A 17,510-nucleotide genomic window follows, 5' to 3' on the forward strand; every position below is an offset into this window, starting at 1 on the left:
ACAGCCAACGACATACCAACATTTAGTGAGCCTCAACGTGAAAACTTCCCTGTCCATCCTCAGCCTGCTGCTGTTGCTCACAGGAACCGCGACCCTACCGTCGACCGCTGCTGCACAACCCCCGGCCCAGGTCCAGCGTGACCCGAGCAAACTGCACCTGGCGTCCGGCAGCGCCCTGTTGATCGACCTCAACACCAACAAGGAGCTGTATTCCAGCCACGCCGATCGCGTGCGCCCCATCGCCTCGGTCACCAAGTTGATGACCGCGATGGTCGTGCTCGACGCCAAGCTGCCCATGGACGAGATGCTCACCATGACCATCGCCAACAACCCGGAGATGAAAGGCGTGTATTCCCGGGTACGGCTGGGCAGCGAGCTGAACCGTCGCGAGACGTTGCTGATCACCCTGATGTCGTCGGAAAACCGTGCGGCCAACTCACTGGCCAACCACTACCCCGGTGGCTACGGCGCGTTTATCAAGGCGATGAACGCCAAGGCCCGCAGCCTGGGCATGAGCCACACCCGCTACGTCGAGCCGACCGGCCTGTCGACCTTGAACGTCTCCACCGCCCAGGACCTGGCCAAGCTGTTGATGGCCTCGCGCAAGTACCCGATGCTCAGCGAGCTGTCGGTCACCCGCGAAAAGACCGTGGCGTTCCGCAAGCCCAATTACACCTTGGGTTTCCGTAACACCGATCACCTGGTGAACAAGAGCAACTGGGACATCAAGCTGACCAAGACCGGCTTCACCAACGAGGCGGGGCACTGCCTGGTGCTGCTGACGAAGATGGACAACCGGCCGGTGGCCATGGTGATCCTCGACGCCTTCGGCAAGTACACCCACTTCGCCGACGCCAGCCGCATGCGCCAGTGGCTGGAAACCGGCAGTGCCAAGCCTGCGCCGGCGGTGGCCATGCAATACAAGAGCGAAAGACAGCGTGCGCGCCTGGCGCAGGACTGAAACGACGACGCCCCGCGCAAGCGGGGCGTTGTGGGATGAAACCGGGGGTTTTCAGGCCTGGGTGGATACCATGCCACCGGCACTGTTGCCGCCGGTCTTGGTCAGTGCATCAAGCAACTTCGCGGTCGCTGCCTGTATTTGCCCGCTCAAGGTGGCAATGCTCGACTGCTTGGCGAGAATCATCGTCGCTTTCGTGGTGTCGTCCATTTCCTGCGCGGCGATCTTCGCCAGCTGACGCTGCTCTTCGGCCATCTGCTTCTGCAATTGCCTGATCATCTCGCGCATTTGCTGAATGTACGACGGCTCGCCGCTACCCTCGTCATCCTCGGCCTTCTTTGCGCCGGCAGGCTTGCCTGATTCGTCGGTGCCTTTGAGGTCTACCGCGACAGTAGCCGGCGACTTCTCGTCTTCTTTGGCCTGCCCTTTGACCAGTTGCGTGGCGATGCTGCTGCTGACGTTGTTGATACCTACCATTCCTTTAATCCTCCACGGTGGGTCCTTTCAATGACTGGAGTATCGGCGCCACGCGCGCAAACTTGATGCTCGCCCACCGATAAATTTACCCGCCCGCCATTCGTCCACCTGATACCCGAGCCCTGCCCTAGCGCCCACCGCGCCGCCAGGCCGGAACCGATCAGCCCTGCAACGAGATGGCAATGACCAAGACCCGCTCCCGCAAAGCCTTGTACATCGGCCTGCCCCTGGCCCTGGTGGCCGCCCTGGGTGGAGCCGCCGGCTATTACTTCTGGAAACAGGACGGCGGCTACCCCCGTGCAATCGTGCAGCAGGCCAACGACCTGCATGAGCACATGCTCTCCTTCGACAGCCATGTCACCGTGCCGTTGGGCTACGGCAGCACCGGTTACGAAGCAGACAAGGACGGCCGTGGCCAGTTCGACCTGGCCAAGGCGGCCAAGGGCCGGCTGTCCGGCGCGGCGCTGACCGTCTTCGGCTGGCCGGAGCTGTGGAACGGCCCGAACGCGCCACACCGCCCCACCCCTGGCTTCATCGACGAGGCCCGCAACCAGCAGGAAGTGCGCTACAAGATCATCAGCGGCATTGTGCGCGACTTCCCCAACCAGGTCGGCATCGCTTACACACCGGACGACTTCCGGCGCCTGAACGGCGAAGGCAAATTCGCCATCTTCATCAGCATGCTCAACGCCTACCCGCTGGGCAGCGACCTGTCACAGCTCGACCTGTGGACCAAGCGCGGCATGCGCATGTTCGGCTTCAGCTACACCGGCAACAACGCCTGGGCCGATTCCTCGCGGCCACTGCCATTCTTCAACGACACCCCCGACGCCTTCGGCGGCCTGTCGCCACTGGGCGAGCAGGCGGTCAAGCGGCTCAACGACCTGGGCGTGATCATCGATGTGTCACAGATGTCCACCCTGGCCCTGGAAGACGTCGCCCGCCTGAGCCGCGCGCCGTTCGTGGCCTCGCATTCGGCGCCACGGGCACTGGTGGACATTCCGCGCAACCTGTCCGACAAAGAGATGCAACTGATCAAGGACAGCGGCGGCGTGCTTCAGGTGGTGGCCTTCACCACTTACCTCAAGCCCCTGAGCAAGCCGACCCTGGAAAAACTCGAAGCCCTGCGCGCACGCTTCGACCTGCAGCCATTGCAAGGCCTGACCAACGCACTGATGCCGGGCGACCCGATCATCGCCATCTGGCCGGAGGCGCGCTTCGGCGAATACGCCAGCAGCCTGTACGCCATCGTCGACGAGGAGCCTCGCGCCGGCCTCAAGGAGTATGTCGACGCCATCGACTACGCCGTGAAGAAGATGGGCATCGACCACGTCGGTATCAGCTCCGACTTCAACGATGGCGGCGGCGTCACCGGTTTCATGAACGTCGGCGAGATCCGCAACGTGACCGCCGAACTGCTGACCCGTGGCTATTCCGAAACCGATATTGCCAAGCTCTGGGCAGGCAACTTCCTGCGCGTCTGGGGGCAGGTGCAGAAAGCCGCCAACCCCGTGGCCCAGCTCGCCAATACCGCCCAGGAAACCCGCCATGACTGATCGGCGCGCCTTCCTCAAGCAGGCCGCCGCCCTGGCGGCCAGCCTGCCGTTGCTGCCAAGCGCCCTGGCCGCCACCGCCACCCCGGCGTCATTGCAGGGCCCGGACAAATGGCGTCAGTTGCGCCAACTGTTCCCCCTGGCGCCGGATGTCGCGCACTTCGCCAACTTCCTGATCACCGCCCACCCGCGGCCGGTACAGGATGCGATCGACCGCCACCGCGCCACCCTCGACCACAACCCTGCGGTGTGCATGGACTGGGAGAGCCAGTACGAATGGCAGCGCGAGGATGAGGTCCGCGAGTGGGCAGGCCGCTATCTGGACGTGCGTCCCCGCCAGGTCGCCCTTACCGGCAGCACCACCGAGGGCCTGGGCATGATCTATGGCGGCCTGCACGTGGCGTCGCACCAGGAGATCCTGACCACCGAGCACGAGCACTACTCGACCCACAACTGCCTGGCCTTCCGTCAGCGCCAGCATGGCACCCAGGTGCGCAAGCTGCGCCTGTTCGACAAACCGGGCGACGTGTCCACCGACCGGGTGCTGAGCGTGATCGACCGCAGCATTCGCCCTGAAACCCGGGTGCTGGGCATGACCTGGGTGCATTCGGGCAGCGGCGTCAAGCTGCCGGTGGGCGCTATCGGCGAGCTGGTGCGCCAGCACAACCGCAACCGCGACGAGGCCGAGCGCATTGTCTACGTGGTCGATGGCGTGCATGGCTTCGGCGTGGAAAACGCCCGCTTCGCCGACTTCAACTGCGACTACTTCATCGCCGGCACCCACAAGTGGATGTTCGGCCCACGCGGGACCGGGATCATCTGCGCGGCGTCCGAGCAGATGCAGCACCTGACACCGACCTTCGCCACCTTTTCGCGCAACGAGGACTTTGGCACCATCATGACCCCGGGCGGGTACCACGCCTTTGAGCACCGCTGGGCGCTGGGCGAGGCCTTCAAGCTGCACCTGGAGCTGGGCAAGGCCGATGTCCAGGCGCGTATCCACCAGCTCAACGACTACCTCAAGGCGCGGCTCGCCGAACACCGCGCCGTGGAGCTGGTAACTCCGGCCAGCCGCGAGTTCTCCGCAGGCTTCACCTTCTTCCGCATCAAGGATCGCGATCCCGATGCCGTCGCCGCCTACCTGAACGCCAACAAGGTCATGGTCGATGCCGTGGATCGCGACGCAGGGCCGGTGATCCGCTTCGCACCGAGCCTGCTCAACGACGAACAGCAGGTTGACCGGGCCATGGCTTTGCTGCGTACGCAGATCGGGTAAGCCTCGTCGCAGGCTCCACAGGGCTGCGTGGGAGCGGGCTTGCCCCGCGATCACCGGCCCCGCCGGTGCCATCCTGCATGCGCGCCATCGCGGGGCAAGCCCGCTCCCACTTTAACCGGCCACGTGCTCGCAGCTAGCGCAGCAACGCCTGGATCTGCTCGTGGAGGGTATCCAGGTCGAACGGCTTGGCCAGGATCGGCGCCTTGCGCGCGATCGGGCTGCCGGACTCGAGAATCTCCGCCGGGTAGCCGCTGATGAAGATCACCTTCAGGTCAGGCCGCAGTTTCACGGCAGGCTCGGCGATCTCCACCCCGGAAATCCCGCCCGGCAGGCGAAAATCGGTGACCATCAGGTCCAGGTGCGGCTTGCTGGCCAGGATCGCGAACGCCTGCTCGCCATCCTCGGCCACCAGCACGTGGTACCCCTCGCCTGCCAGGTAATCGCGCAGGATCATGCGGATCGCCGGCTCGTCCTCGACCACCAGTACCACGTCTTGTGCATCTTCACTCATGACAACGCCTTCAAATTCAATAGGTTGGCTATCAGACCGTAGCTTTACGCAGAGGTTGCCCGGGTCTGGTCACAGGCGTGCGGCAATACCGATAGCGGCAGCTGGACAGTGAACGTCGACCCTGCTCCAACCTGGCTGTGGACCTGGATCCGCCCGCCATGGGCGAGGATGATCTGCTCGGAAATGTACAGCCCCAGGCCCAGGCCGCCACTGGCCTGCTGCGCGGCGACACGCTCGAACTGCTGGAAGATCCGCTGCTGGTTCTGCGCATCGATGCCGATACCCTGGTCCTGCACCTGCACGCAGGCCATGGCATCCTCTTCGAACACCCGCACCTGCACAGGCTTGCGATTGCCGTAGCGCAAGGCGTTGGACAACAGGTTAGCCACCACCTGTTCAATCCGGAATTCGTCCCACTCGCCCTGCAAGGCATCGCAACGCTGCAGCTCGATGACGGTATCCACCGCGCTGGCCTGGGCGGCGAAGTTCTCCACCAGCCCGCGTACCAGCTGGCCAAGGTCGAAGGTGCGCGGCCGGATCGACAGCTTGCCGGTGCGAATCCGCGAGACATCGAGCATGTCCTCGACCAGGCGGATCAGGCTGTTGATCTGACGCTCGTCGCGCTCGACCATGGCCTTGAGCTTGTCCTCGCTGAACGCCGCGAGGTTGCCGCGGGACAGGTGCATGCGGCGCAACTGGGTTTCCAGGATCAGCCCGTTGAGTGGCGTACGCACCTCATGGGAGACGATCGACATGAAGTCGTCGCGCATGCGCACCGCCCGCTCCAGCTCGCCACGGGCCAGCTGCAACTGGTTGAGCAACAGTTCCTGCTCCTGGCGGCCCTGCTCCAAGGCCTGCAACTGACGGTCCAGCGCCTTGCGCTGACGGAACAGGTCGACAAACACCGACACCTTGCTCTTCACCGCCAGGGTTTCCAGTGGTTTGTGCAAGAAATCCACCGCCCCGCTCTCGTAACCCTTGAAGGCATAGTTCATCTCGCGCCCGGCGGCGCTGACGAAGACGATGGGGATGTTGCGGGTCTTCTCCATGCCGCGCATCAGCTCGGCCAGCTCGAAACCGTTCATGCCCGGCATCTGCACATCGAGAATGGCCAGGGCGAACTCGTGCTCGAGCAGGAGCGACAACGCCTCGTCGGCGGACTGGGCCTGGTACACCTCGCGGTCATCGCCGTGGATCAGGGCGTCCAGAGCCAGCAGGTTTTCCGGCAGGTCGTCGACGATCAGCAGTTTCGCGGTGATGTGGCTTAGCATGCGCTGGGTTCCAGGGTAGCGAGCAACTGCCCGATACCGCTCAGGGAAAGAATATGGTCCGGGTCGTGCAGGGCCAGGGCGGCCTCCGGCATCAACGCGACCTGTGCTTCGCGGGGGTCCTGGACGACCGTCCGGCCACCGCTTTGTCTGATGTGCAAAAGCCCTCGGGCACCGTCTTCATTGGCCCCGGTGAGCAATACGCCGAGCAGCTCCGGGCCATAGGCGTCGGCGGCCGACTCGAAAAGAAAATCAATGGCCGGTCGCGAGAAATGCACCGGTTCCTCCTGGCTCAACGACAAGGTGCAATCACGCTCCACCGACAGGTGATAGCCCGGCCCCGCCACATAGATCAGCCCCGGCTCTATCCGCGCCTTGTCGAAGGCCTCGCGAACCGGGCGGCGCAGGCGGCGTTGCAGCACCTCGGCCAGCTGGCTGTGGCGATCATCGGGCAGGTGCAGCACGCACAACACCGGGATGGCAAAATCGTCGGGCAGCGCGCCGAGCACGCTGAACAGTGCCGACACGCCACCCGCCGAGGCGCCAATGACAATCGCACGCACGCTGTTCATGTCTTGCGGTAGATCCGCTCGGGCCGCACCAACGGCTCGAAACGCTCGCCGTAGGCCGAGAAGTCCACCGACTCCTTGCTGCCCAGCACCAGGAAACCGCGGTGGCACAGCGACTCGTGGAACAGCCCCAGGGCACGGTCCTGCAGGCCCTTGTTGAAGTAGATCAACACATTGCGGCACGACACCAGTTGCGTCTCGGAGAACACGCTGTCAGTGGCCAGGCTGTGATCGGCGAAGGTCACGTTGTCACGCAGGCTGGCGTCCATGATGGCGTTGCCATAGGCGCTGGTGTAGTACTCGGAAAAGTCGCGCCGGCCTCCGGCCTTGCGGTAGTTCTCTTCGTACTCACGCATGCTCTGCATCGAGTAGATGCCCTGCTTGGCCCGCTCCAACGAGTGTGGATTGATGTCGGTGGCATAGAGGATGGTGCGCTCGAGCAGGCCTTCCTCGCGCAGCAGGATGGCCATGGAGTACACCTCCTCGCCGGTGCTGCAACCGGCGATCCAGATCTTCAGCGACGGCCAGGTGCGCAGCAGCGGCACCACTTCGTTGCGCAGTGCCAGGAAGTGCCCGGGGTCGCGGAACATCTCGCTGACCGGGATCGTCAGGTACTGCAGCAGCTCGAGGAACATGCCCGGGTCGTGCAGCACCCGCTCCTGCAACGACGATACCGTGCGGCAGTCGAACTGGCGCACGGCATGGAGGATCCGGCGCTTGATCGAGGCGCCGGAGTAATCGCGAAAATCGTAGCTGTACTTGAGGTAGATCGCCTCGATCAGCAGCCGGATCTCGATATCTGTATTGCGTTCACTGGTCAAGATTTCAGATTCGCTCCAATTGCGGCAGCCAGACCCGGATCAGCGAGAACAGGCGGTCCAGCTCGATCGGTTTGGCCAGGTAGTCGTTGGCCCCAGCCTGCAGGCAACGCTGCTGGTCGTCCTTCATCGCCTTGGCGGTCACGGCGATGATCGGCAGCTTGCGCCAGCGCGGTTGCTGGCGGATCAGCCGGGTCGCCTCGTAGCCGTCCATTTCCGGCATCATCACATCCATCAGCACCAGGTCGATGTCGTCGTTGGCTTCCAGGCATTCTATGGCCTCACGCCCGTTGCGCCCGATCTCGACGATGGCGCCCTTGTGTTCCAGGGCGCTGGTCAGGGCGAAGATATTGCGCACGTCATCGTCCACCAGCAGGATCTTGCGCCCCTCGAACACCTTGTCGCGGCTGCGGGCGGTCTTGAGCATGCGCTGGCGTTCGTTGGACAGCTGCGACTCGACCTTGTGCAGGAACAGCGTCACCTCGTCGAGCAAGCGCTCGGGCGAACGCGCGCCCTTGATGATGATCGAACGCGAATACTTGAGCAGGTCGGCCTCCTCCTCGCGGGTGAGGTTGCGCCCGGTGTAGACGATCACCGGCGGGAAGCTGCGAATGTCTTCGGCAGTCATGCGCTTGAGCAGCTCATTGCCGAGCATGTCGGGCAGCTTGAGGTCGATGATCATGCAGTCGTAGATGTTCTCGCGCAGCAGCGCCAGGGCGTCCTGGGCCATGGCTACGGCAGTGATCTGGATATCGTCGTCGCCGATCAGGCGGGCGATGCTCTCGCGCTGCAGGTCGTCGTCCTCCACCAGCAGGATATGCTTTAGCTTCTGCGTGAGCTTGGCCTCCAGACGACCGAACACTGCCTTGAGTTCCTCGCGGCTGGTGGGCTTGACCGCGTAGCCCACCGCACCCATGTGCATGGCAGCCTCGACCCGGTCCTCGACCGAAATGATATGCACCGGAATGTGCCGGGTACTAGCCTGCTCCTTCAGGCGCTGCAGCACGGTGAGCCCGGAATGGTCAGGCAGGCGCATGTCCAGCAGGATAGCGTCGGGCAAGTACTGGGCGGCCAGCTCGAAGCCCTCGTCGGCGGCATGGGCAACCAGGCAGCTGTAACCCAGCTCGTGGGCCAGGTCGAAGAGAATGCGGGCGAAATTCGGCTCGTCCTCGATCACCAGGATGCAGCGGTTGCCGAACGGCGCCCTCTCGCGGTCATCGGCAAAGGCCGGGGTCGGACGCTCGCTGCGCACGGGTGTCGGCACTGGCGGTGGCGGCGGCAGTTCGTCGACCGCCGGGCGAAGGCTGTGCACCTCGACCTGCTGCGCGGAGGGCTCGAAGTGCTCGGGCAGGATCAGGCTGAACACGCTGCCCTGCCCCGGGCTGCTGTCGACATTGATCTGTCCGCCAAGCAGGTGGGCCAGGTCACGGGAGATGGACAAGCCCAGGCCCGTGCCGCCATAGCGCCGGTTGCTGGTGCCATCGACCTGGTGGAAGGCGCCGAAGATCGCCTGCTGCTGGTCGGCGGCAATGCCGATGCCGGTGTCGCGCACCGCAAAGACGATGCCCAGGCCCGTCTGGTGGCTGATGCGCAGGCTGACCTGGCCGCGCTCGGTGAACTTGATGGCGTTGGACAGCAGGTTCTTGAGAATCTGTTCCAGGCGCTGACGGTCGGTGAACAGGGACGCCGGCAACGGCTGCTCCAGCTGCACGGCGAAGGACAGGCCCTTGTCCTGCGCCAACGGCCGGAACATGCCCTGCAGGCCTTCGACCAGGCGCTCCAGCGGGGTGCTTTCGGCGCGCACTTCCAGCTTGCCGGCCTCGACCTTGGCGATGTCGAGAATATCGTTGATCAGGTTGAGCAAGTCGTTGCCAGCCGAATAGATCGACTCGGCGAATTTCACCTGCTCCTCGCTGAGATTGCCTTCGGCGTTCTCGGCCAGCAGCTTGGCCAGGATCAGCGAGCTGTTGAGCGGCGTGCGCAGTTCATGGGACATGTTGGCAAGGAACTCGGACTTGTACTTGCTCGAGCGCTGCAGGTCGTCGGCGCGGGCCTGCAATTCGACCTGGGCCTGGTTCAGCTCGCTGTTCTTGCGGTCCAGGGCCTCGGTGCGCTCGGCCAGTTGCTCATTGGTCTGCTCAAGTTCGGCCTGCTGGGTCTCCAGGTGGGCCTGGGATTCCTTGAGCACCCGCGACTGCTCCTCGAGCTCCTCGTTGGCGGTCTTGAGCTCCTCCTGCTGCACTTGCAGTTCTTCGTTGAGCTGCTGGGTCTCGGCCAGCACTTCCTGCAGGCGCTGGCGATAGCGGGCGCTTTCGATGGAGATGCCCAGGTTTTCGGCGACTCGCTGCAGCAATTCCACGTCGCGCTCTTGCAGTGGACGCAGGAATCCCAGCTCCAGCACGCCGTTGACCCGCCCATCGTCCTGCGACGGCACCACCACGCCGCTGCGGGGCAAGCCGCGGCCCAGGCCCGAGCTCAGGCGATAGTAGTCCTCCGGCAGTTCGTCCAGGCGCAACAGCCGCGCCTGGGCCACCGCCTCGCCCAGCAAGCCGGCATGATCGCCCACGCGCGGTTCGCTGCCCTGCTGTTCGGCATCCAGACCATAGGTGGCGACCCGCACCAGCTGGCCATGTTCATCGCGCACATACAGCGCACCGACCACACTGCCCAGGTAACCGGCAAAAAAGCGCAGGATATTGTCGCCGAGCATTGGCAGCGTCAGTTGACCCAGCACCTGCTCGGCCAGCTGGGTCTGCCCGGCGCGCAGCCAGGCCTGTTGTTCCAGGCGCTCGGCGGCGCGTTGCTGGGCTTCCAGGTTCTCGACATAGCTCGATGACAAGGCCAGCAGGTCACGCCGCCCCAGGTAGGCGAGCAACGCGCTCAGGGCTACGATGAACAGCACGAACGCCGAGATCGCGGTCATGGTGACCGTGCTGACCGTCTCGTTGCGCGTCGTGCGCAGTTGCTGCTCGGTGTTGATGAAGGTCTCGAACTCCTTGCGGATCTCGTCGGTCAGGCGCTTGCCGCGGCCACGGCCAATCGACGACACCACATCACCCTGCTGGCTGCGCCGCTGGCTGATGACTTCGTTGCCGAAGGTGTTCCACTCGCGCTGCAGCGCCGCAATGCGGTCGATGCGGTCGACTTGCTGAGGGTTGTCGGCCACCATTCCCCGCAGGCTGTCCAGGCTGCCGAAGATGCGTGGCTTTGCCACTTCATAGGGGTCAAGGAAACGCTCTTCGCCTGTCAGCAGATAGCCGCGCATGCCGGTTTCCATGTCGATCGACAGCTTGATCGTCTCGTTGGCATTGCCGATCACCCGATCGGTGTGCTCGACCCACTGCATGGCCGAAAGCAGGTAGTAGATCACCGCGACAAAGGCCACGGCGCCCAGTAGCCCCACTCCCAGGGGCAGGCCGACGTTGCGGCTCAGCAGTTTGCGAAAACTGCGTTGGTCCATCGAGGCTGCTTGAATCATGTGAAAGTGCCCGAGCGAAATAAATCCATTGAACAGACCGGCGTCTACATCGTGTAAGGGTTGCCCTGCGCCAGACCGACCGCGAATACAGCGAGTCTAACCAGCTTTCGCGGAACTGGCAGGGCATTTAGCCAGTATTTGAAGCCTGTCTGTGGCAATCGTTCCATCTATTTGTCCATGCCGTTAAGCTTGGGAACTTCTGCCATGGCCCTGCGCACAGAGTAGAGACAATCCATCGAAACAGGATCCACACAATGCACCTTCTGGTAGTCGAAGACGACGACATCGTTCGCATGCTGATAGTCGAAGTGCTCGACGAACTGGGCTATGCCGCCATCGAGGCCGACAGCGCTGCCGCGGCCCTGAAGATCATCGAGGATCCCAGGCAACCGCTGGCGTTGTTGATGACCGACGTGGGGTTGCCCGACCTGCGCGGCGAGGAACTGGCGGCCAAGGCCCGGGAAAGCCGGCCGGCATTACCGGTGCTGTTTGCCAGTGGCTACGCCGAGAGCTTCAACGTGCCCCCGGGCATGCACCTGATCGGTAAGCCGTTCAGCATCGACCAGTTGCGCGACAAAGTGCTGGAGATTCTCGGCGCACCGTTAACCCGCTGAAGGGGCCAGGCTAGCCCCGCCAGGCACCGACGCCATTGTGTCAGGGATAGAGTGGCCGCTTTGCGGCCCATCGCCGGCAAGCCGGCCCCCACGGGAACCGTGCAATGCCAGGGCCAACTGAAATAATTTGAACGTCTCGCGCCTTTAGGCTTCAAATCTTCGAGGTATGCCTCTTTCGTCGGAAAGCCACCATGAAGATGCCCTGTCGTGCCCCTTGCGCTTGCCTGGAGCTGGATTTCGTCCGCGATACCCTGTTCGGCCCAGTGGCCCAGCGCGCCATGTGTCAGGTCCAGTTGGCCGCCCTCAGCCTGCAGGGCCGTCCCGCGCTGCGCCTGCATATCGAGCCACCGCTACCCGGCAAGGTGGAGAAGGCGCACAGCGTCGCCTTCGCCTGGGAGGGGCGCAATTATCGGGGCGTGGTCCGAGAACACGTCAAATGCGGCGACGGCGGCATCAATCTGCTGCTCGAGCTGCAATGACCTCAGGCAATCGCCTTGCAGGCTCCCGGCGAGGCATCACGTTGTGCCTTGACCCGACTAACAAGGCCCAGCAGGTCATGGCAGGTATTGAGGCTGGCAATCGGCACGCCCGTCACGGTAAGGCACTCGTCCAGGCTCGAGCCCTGACCCAGGCGAATGGTGAGGTGCTGGCCGTCCGGGCAGCTCACCTCGCAGCAGTCGGGCAGGCAGGCCTGTTCGATCATCTGCCGCATCTCAAGCATCGAAACGCCAATCAACGACATGGTACGCCCCTCTCTTGTACTGGATGGCCTGTTTGGTGTGGTACGCCCGCGACGGGCAGGATGCCAATTGAAATTGCCCATGATGGGACGCAGGTCCATTCGCCCCGACGATGACAACAGCTCAATGCCTCTAGCACCTTAGTGGAAGAAACCACTGGCCGGGCAACGTTCGGTCTTCTTCGTCCTACAGGCGACGGGCGGTCAGCACCTACATCCGTGCCAGTTCCTCACGGCAGAATTCCACGAACAGTTGCGCCGGCTTGGTCAGTTGCACACGCTTGAGGTGCGCCGCCGCCAACCCCGACAGCGTCACCGGCTCGGCGATTGCGAGTGTCACCAGTCGCTGCCCGTCGTAGGTGAACTCCGAGTGCGGCCGGGTGACCAGCAGCGAGAAACCGAAGCCCTGCCCCACCATGCCCCGGACCATCTCGATCGACGGCGAACTGAAGACGATGTTCGGCGTCAGCCCCAGTTCGTTGAACAGGCTGACGAAGTAGGTACGGCTGGGCGCCACGTCGAGCAGGATCATCGGCTCGGGACACAGGTCACGCAACGACACCTGGGCCTGGCCGGCGAAGCGGTGCTTTTCCGGCAGCAGCACATAGGGCTTCTGTGGCGGCATCAGCGGCTCGGTCTCGATGGTGCCGTCCAGGTCATGGTCATAGAGAAACGCCAGGTCGAAGGTACCGGCCGTCAGCCCCTGGATCAGGTCCTGTTGCTCGCCGTCACGCAGGCGGATGTCCACCCCTGGGTAGCGCTCGCGAAAGCCTGCGATCAGCCGCGGCAAATACAGCGGCGCCACGGTCTCGAAGCAGCCGATGTCGATCTGCCCGGCCACCGTGTCGTTATCGGCCAGGGCGTTCTGCTCGAACTCGTGGGCCATCTGCAACAGGGACCGGGTCTTGGCGTAGAAACGCTTGCCGCTGGGCGTCAGTGACACGCCCTGGGCGTGATGGCGTATGAACAGCTGCACGCCGAAGCTCTCTTCCAGGCTCTTGATCGCCGTGGAGATCGAAGGCTGGGCGATGTACAACTGGCGCGAGGCCTCGGCGACGCTGCCGGCCTCCACGGTGGTGACGAAGTACTTCAGTTGGCGCAAGGTGTAGGAAGCCACGCTGACCTCTCTGGCGCCGTGGGCGGCGCGCGGGATTTTCCTGTCAGCTTACCTCGCCTTGAGGCGCGCGGGCGGATCACCCAGGCAAGGATTTACCTGGGGGTTGAGCAGCATTTTCCGTGGCGGCCCTAGTGTGGTGTTTTGCAAATACGACCAATAAAAAGCGCCGCGAGTTATGGTCGTTATTTGTGAAACACCACACTAACCATGCAGGGTCAAACCGCCTGTAGCGGAATATCGCCACCACTGCCTTTCCCGTCGCGTCGCTCGCTCATCCAGTCATTGACCTTCTGCCCGAACTCGGCCGGCGCCTTGCGCCCGAACCGCCGCGCCAGGTCGAGGATGGTCTGCTGGGCCAGCGCCTCCTCCATGCGTTTCTGCGCCCCCAGCATCACCGCGTGGATCGCACAGGTGCCCTCGGTCGCCCAGCCCGGCGCCGAACCCTCGAACACCGCGCAGCGCTCGCGGATCTCCCGGCAATCGAAGAGCTTCTTCGGCCCATCGATGGCCGTGACGATATCCAGCACGGTGATTTCGTCGGAAGGCCGCGCCAGGTGAAACCCGCCGCGCACGCCTTCGGTCGCGGCCACCAGCCCGGCCCGGGCGAGCTTGGTAAAGACCTTGGCCAGGTACTCCTGGGGCACCCCCTGCAGCTCGGCCAGGTCGCGCACGCTGGACTCGCGGCTGTCGCCACGCTCGTCCACCAGGAACAGCAGGCAGTGGATGCCGTACTCGACGCCTGCACTGTAGAGGGACATATGAATCTCCGACTGACTTTGTCGCAAATAGTACGCCCTTCAGCGCTGGCAAGCAAAGCCGGGCGTAGCCGCCCGTCGTCGGACTGGCCGATCAAGACCCCGCTTTACGCCAGTAAACAAAAGGTATCTGCGCGTTTCATGGCGGTTGGCGAACAACCCGATGCGTAAAAAACACTTGCCGGATTAAACTACGACCAATACAGTCTTAGTTATTCGGCAAGCAGCACATGCTTCGTCGAAGCCCTTTCTTACCTTGCGGAGCACCTTCATGACCTCTCGTATCCTGATCATCGGTGCCGGCTTTGCCGGTGTCTGGAGCGCCCTGAGCGCCGCCCGCCTGCTCGACCAGGCCCAGCGCGGCGACGTGCGCATCAGTGTGCTGGCCCCGCAGCCGCAATTGCGGATTCGCCCACGCTTCTACGAAGCCGACGTGCACAGCTTGCAGGCGCCATTGGAGGCGCTGTTCGACGTGGTGGGCGTGGAGTTCATCCACGGCATCGCCGATACCATCGACAGCGACGCCCGCCAGGTCAGCTATCGCGACACCGACGGCCGCCAGCACCAGCTCGCCTACGATCGCCTGATCCTCGCCGCCGGCAGCCAAGTGGCCCGCCCTGCCGTCCCAGGCCTGGCCGAGCACACCTTCGATGTCGACCAGATCGAGTCGGCCACTCGCCTGGAGCAGCACCTGCACAGTTTGGCCACCCTGCCCGCCTCCCCGGCGCGCAACACCGTGGTGGTGTGCGGCGGTGGCTTCACCGGTATCGAAACGGCCACCGAGCTGCCATCCCGGCTGCGCGCCATCCTCGGCGCAGGCCAGGCCCGGGTGGTGCTGATCGACCGTGGTCCCAGCATCGGCGCCGCACTCGGCGCCGGGATCACCCCGGCCATCGTCAGCGCCAGCGAGCAGGCCGGAGTGCAATGGCTGACGGGCACCTCGGTGGTGGCGGTGGATGCGGGAGGCGTGACCCTGGACAACGGCGAATACATCGCCAGCAAGACCGTGATCTGGACCGTGGGGGTCAAGGCCAGCCCGCTGACCGTCCAGATCGCAGGCGAGCGTGACAGCCTGGGCCGCCTGAAAGTCGACGGTCACCTGAAAGTCGTTGGCCAGGACTACATCTACGCCACCGGCGATGTCGCCTGCGCCGCCGTCGATGACAAGGGCAACCACGCGCTGATGACCTGCCAGCACGCCATTCCGATGGGCCGCCATTCTGGCAACAACGCCATGGCCGACCTGCTCGGTGTGGAGCCGGTGATCTATCGCCAGCCCAAGTACGTCACCTGCCTGGATCTGGGAGAATGGGGCGCGGCCTACAGCGAAGGCTGGGAACGCGAACTGCACCTGCAGGGCCAGGACGGCAAGCATCTCAAGCGCCAGATCAACACGGTGTGGATCTATCCCCCGGCAGCGGATCGCGCCCAGGCACTGGCGGCTGCCGACCCATCAATCCCGATCGTTGCATGATCATAAAAGGGCCGCTCTGCGGCCCTTTTTGCGACGGAATGAATACTAATGGTCAGCAAGTGACGACATACCGGGGGAGCCGAGCTTTGATTGAACGACTGGTCAAAAATAGTGGCACTGTGTCATCATCCTGAAAAAACAACATGAACCGTGAGGATATAACCCTTTCGCAGTGCATCGAGAGCCCTACCAGCCGAGCCCGGTCCGTCCGCGCTCTTGACGCCTGCAGCCACCGTCAAGGAGCGTCGCATGCAGTTACGGAACGTTAAGATCGGCATTCGGGCAGCAGGAATGTTCACCCTGCTCGGGATCCTGGTCCTGGCCATGGGCCTGGTCGCCCTCTACGAAACCCGCAGGATGGACAGCGCCACCGACGAAATTCGCATCACCTGGATGCCTGCGGTACTCGCCCTGGGCGAGGTCAGCAGCAACCTGGGCCGGGCCCGCGCCCTCACCTTGCGCAGTGTCCTGGAGGACAGCAGCAGCGCCCGCCACGCCACCCTGGACAAGATCGTCCAGGTCAACCAGCAACTCGAAAGCGATCTCAAGGCCTACGAGCACACCATCATCGAAGCCGACGATCGCGCCCTGTTCGATACCTTCATTGGCCTGAGCGAGCGTTACCACGGCCTGCAGAAAGCCATTCGCAACGCCGCCGGCAACGACCAGCTGGATGAGGCCCGCCGCCTGGTCAACGGCCCGCTGGCCGAATACGCCGATAGCATGATGAAGGCCCTCGCCGAGCTGATCGCCTACAACACCCAGGGCGCCGAGCAGGCCTCGCAGCGCAGCAGCGCGGCGTCCGACGAAGCCTTTACCCTGATCATCACCGCCATCGCCGTGATCCTGCTCGCGCTGGTCGGCATCGCCACCCTGCTCACCCGCAGCATCATCGTCCCGCTGGCCGACGCCGTCGCCGTGGCCGAGCGCGTCGCCACCGGCGACCTGACCCGCGAGATAACCGTGCTCGGCCGCGACGAGCCGGCCTTGCTGCTGCGCGCCCTGAGCCGCATGCAGCACAGCCTGCGCGACACCTTGCGGCGGATCGCCGCCTCCTCCGACCAGTTGGCCTCGGCCTCCGAGGAACTGCACACAGTCACCGAGGACACCAGCCGCGGCCTGCACCAGCAAAGTGCCGAGATCGACCAGGCCGCCACCGCGGTCAACCAGATGACCGCCGCCGTCGAAGAAGTGGCCAGCAACGCCGTGAGCACCGCCGATGCCTCCCAGGGCGCCGACCGCACCACCCGCGATGGTCGCGACCAGGTCAACCAGGCGCTCGTGTCGATCCAGCACCTGGTCGATGACGTGACCGGCACCGCCGAAGAAATCGAGCAGTTGGCCAGCCACGCCAACCAGATCAGCCAGGTGCTCGACGTGATCGGCTCGATCGCCGGGCAGACCAACCTGCTGGCCCTCAACGCCGCCATCGAGGCCGCCCGTGCCGGCGAGGCGGGCCGCGGTTTCGCCGTGGTCGCCGACGAAGTGCGCGCCCTGGCCCACCGCACGCAGCAGTCCACGGCGGAAATCGAGCAGATGATCGACGGCATCCAGACCGGCACAGAACGGGCGGTCAACGCCATGCACAGCAGCCAGGACCGCGCCGGCGGCACCCTGGAAGTGGCGCAATCGGCCGGCCAGGCCCTGGAGCTGATCGCCGAGGCAATCGCCACCATCAACCAGCGCAACCTGGTGATCGCCACGGCCTCGGAGCAGCAAGCCCAGGTCGCGCGGGAAGTGGACCGCAACCTGGTGAACATCCGCGACCTGGCGATGCAGACCTCGGCGGGCGCCAACCAGACCAGCGCGGCGGCCCAGGACCTGTCACGCCTGGCGGTGGAGCTCAATGGGATGGTGGCGCAGTTCAAGGTCTGAGGTACCGGCAGCACCCTCAGGGGCAAGC

General features: G+C 64.2%; 16 protein-coding genes. 7 read left to right on the plus strand and 9 right to left on the minus strand.

The genetic code is table 11. The annotated features are described in order from the left end of the window. The first annotated feature begins 37 nt into the window (after positions 1-37). The gene (gene pbpG / locus ACQ4OD_RS05170; protein ID WP_046857753.1) at positions 38-961 is read left to right on the plus strand and encodes a D-alanyl-D-alanine endopeptidase; all 924 of its coding nucleotides are present in this window, start codon (positions 38-40) and stop codon (positions 959-961) included. Positions 962-1,012: 51 nt separating this feature from the next. Here the strand turns inward: pbpG and ACQ4OD_RS05175 are convergent, their stop codons facing one another. Then, complete coding sequence (locus ACQ4OD_RS05175) at positions 1,013-1,435, minus strand: hypothetical protein (protein WP_198754265.1); 423 nt, start codon at positions 1,433-1,435, stop codon at positions 1,013-1,015. A 182-nt stretch (positions 1,436-1,617) separates the two neighbouring features. On the opposite strand from ACQ4OD_RS05175, the gene pvdM reads away from it, so the two are divergent. Both pvdM and ACQ4OD_RS05185 read left to right on the plus strand, forming a co-directional pair. Then, positions 1,618-2,991, plus strand: coding sequence for a pyoverdine-tailoring dipeptidase-like protein PvdM (pvdM, locus tag ACQ4OD_RS05180; protein WP_046855255.1), 1,374 nt, complete (start codon positions 1,618-1,620; stop codon positions 2,989-2,991). Then, on the plus strand, positions 2,984-4,264 hold the full coding sequence (locus ACQ4OD_RS05185) for an aminotransferase class V-fold PLP-dependent enzyme (protein ID WP_102682387.1): 1,281 nt from the start codon (positions 2,984-2,986) through the stop codon (positions 4,262-4,264). Before pvdM ends, ACQ4OD_RS05185 begins: the two co-directional genes overlap by 8 nt. 133 nt (positions 4,265-4,397) lie before the next feature. Here the strand turns inward: ACQ4OD_RS05185 and ACQ4OD_RS05190 are convergent, their stop codons facing one another. From ACQ4OD_RS05190 to ACQ4OD_RS05210, 5 genes are read right to left on the minus strand one after another with little or no spacing between them, the layout of a single operon-like run. Then, positions 4,398-4,775, minus strand: a complete 378-nt coding sequence (locus ACQ4OD_RS05190; protein ID WP_023629509.1) for a response regulator — start codon at positions 4,773-4,775, stop codon at positions 4,398-4,400. Between the two features lie 44 nt (positions 4,776-4,819). Next, positions 4,820-6,046, minus strand: coding sequence for a hybrid sensor histidine kinase/response regulator (locus ACQ4OD_RS05195; protein WP_102682386.1), 1,227 nt, complete (start codon positions 6,044-6,046; stop codon positions 4,820-4,822). Continuing rightward, on the minus strand, positions 6,040-6,615 hold the full coding sequence (locus ACQ4OD_RS05200) for a chemotaxis protein CheB (RefSeq protein ID WP_139670441.1): 576 nt from the start codon (positions 6,613-6,615) through the stop codon (positions 6,040-6,042). Before ACQ4OD_RS05200 ends, ACQ4OD_RS05195 begins: the two co-directional genes overlap by 7 nt. Further along, positions 6,612-7,433 carry a CheR family methyltransferase gene (locus ACQ4OD_RS05205; protein ID WP_111532454.1) on the minus strand — a complete coding sequence of 274 codons (822 nt, stop codon included), beginning with the start codon at positions 7,431-7,433 and terminating at the stop codon, positions 6,612-6,614. The genes ACQ4OD_RS05200 and ACQ4OD_RS05205 overlap by 4 nt, the downstream gene beginning before the upstream one ends. Before the next feature lie 4 nt (positions 7,434-7,437). Then, positions 7,438-10,908, minus strand: a complete 3,471-nt coding sequence (locus ACQ4OD_RS05210) for a response regulator (RefSeq protein WP_258600574.1) — start codon at positions 10,906-10,908, stop codon at positions 7,438-7,440. A gap of 254 nt (positions 10,909-11,162) precedes the next feature. Between ACQ4OD_RS05210 and ACQ4OD_RS05215 the strand changes: the two genes are divergently transcribed. Both ACQ4OD_RS05215 and ACQ4OD_RS05220 read left to right on the plus strand, forming a co-directional pair. Further along, positions 11,163-11,522, plus strand: a complete 360-nt coding sequence (locus ACQ4OD_RS05215) for a response regulator (RefSeq protein WP_139670439.1) — start codon at positions 11,163-11,165, stop codon at positions 11,520-11,522. A gap of 191 nt (positions 11,523-11,713) precedes the next feature. Next, a complete protein-coding gene (locus ACQ4OD_RS05220) occupies positions 11,714-12,001 on the plus strand; it encodes a hypothetical protein (protein ID WP_102682381.1) in 288 nt (95 codons plus the stop codon). A 2-nt stretch (positions 12,002-12,003) separates the two neighbouring features. On the opposite strand, the gene ACQ4OD_RS05225 is transcribed toward ACQ4OD_RS05220, so the two are convergent. The 3 genes from ACQ4OD_RS05225 to ACQ4OD_RS05235 form a co-directional block, all read right to left on the minus strand. Beyond that, complete coding sequence (locus tag ACQ4OD_RS05225; protein WP_198754268.1) at positions 12,004-12,264, minus strand: DUF1652 domain-containing protein; 261 nt, start codon at positions 12,262-12,264, stop codon at positions 12,004-12,006. Between the two features lie 208 nt (positions 12,265-12,472). Continuing rightward, the gene (locus ACQ4OD_RS05230; RefSeq protein ID WP_046855246.1) at positions 12,473-13,378 is read right to left on the minus strand and encodes a LysR family transcriptional regulator; all 906 of its coding nucleotides are present in this window, start codon (positions 13,376-13,378) and stop codon (positions 12,473-12,475) included. 215 nt (positions 13,379-13,593) lie between these two features. After that, entirely contained in the window at positions 13,594-14,136 is a 543-nt protein-coding gene (locus ACQ4OD_RS05235; RefSeq protein ID WP_139670436.1) for an RrF2 family transcriptional regulator, read from the minus strand. 268 nt (positions 14,137-14,404) lie between these two features. Here ACQ4OD_RS05235 and ACQ4OD_RS05240 point away from each other — a divergent pair, with 268 nt between their 5' ends. Next, positions 14,405-15,607, plus strand: a complete 1,203-nt coding sequence (locus tag ACQ4OD_RS05240; protein ID WP_139670434.1) for an NAD(P)/FAD-dependent oxidoreductase — start codon at positions 14,405-14,407, stop codon at positions 15,605-15,607. A 291-nt stretch (positions 15,608-15,898) separates the two neighbouring features. Next, positions 15,899-17,482, plus strand: a complete 1,584-nt coding sequence (locus tag ACQ4OD_RS05245) for a methyl-accepting chemotaxis protein (protein ID WP_430943988.1) — start codon at positions 15,899-15,901, stop codon at positions 17,480-17,482. Positions 17,483-17,510: the final 28 nt, after the last annotated feature.

The organism is Pseudomonas sp. WC1 (genome assembly GCF_050586565.1).
Classification (GTDB): Bacteria; Pseudomonadota; Gammaproteobacteria; order Pseudomonadales; family Pseudomonadaceae; genus Aquipseudomonas.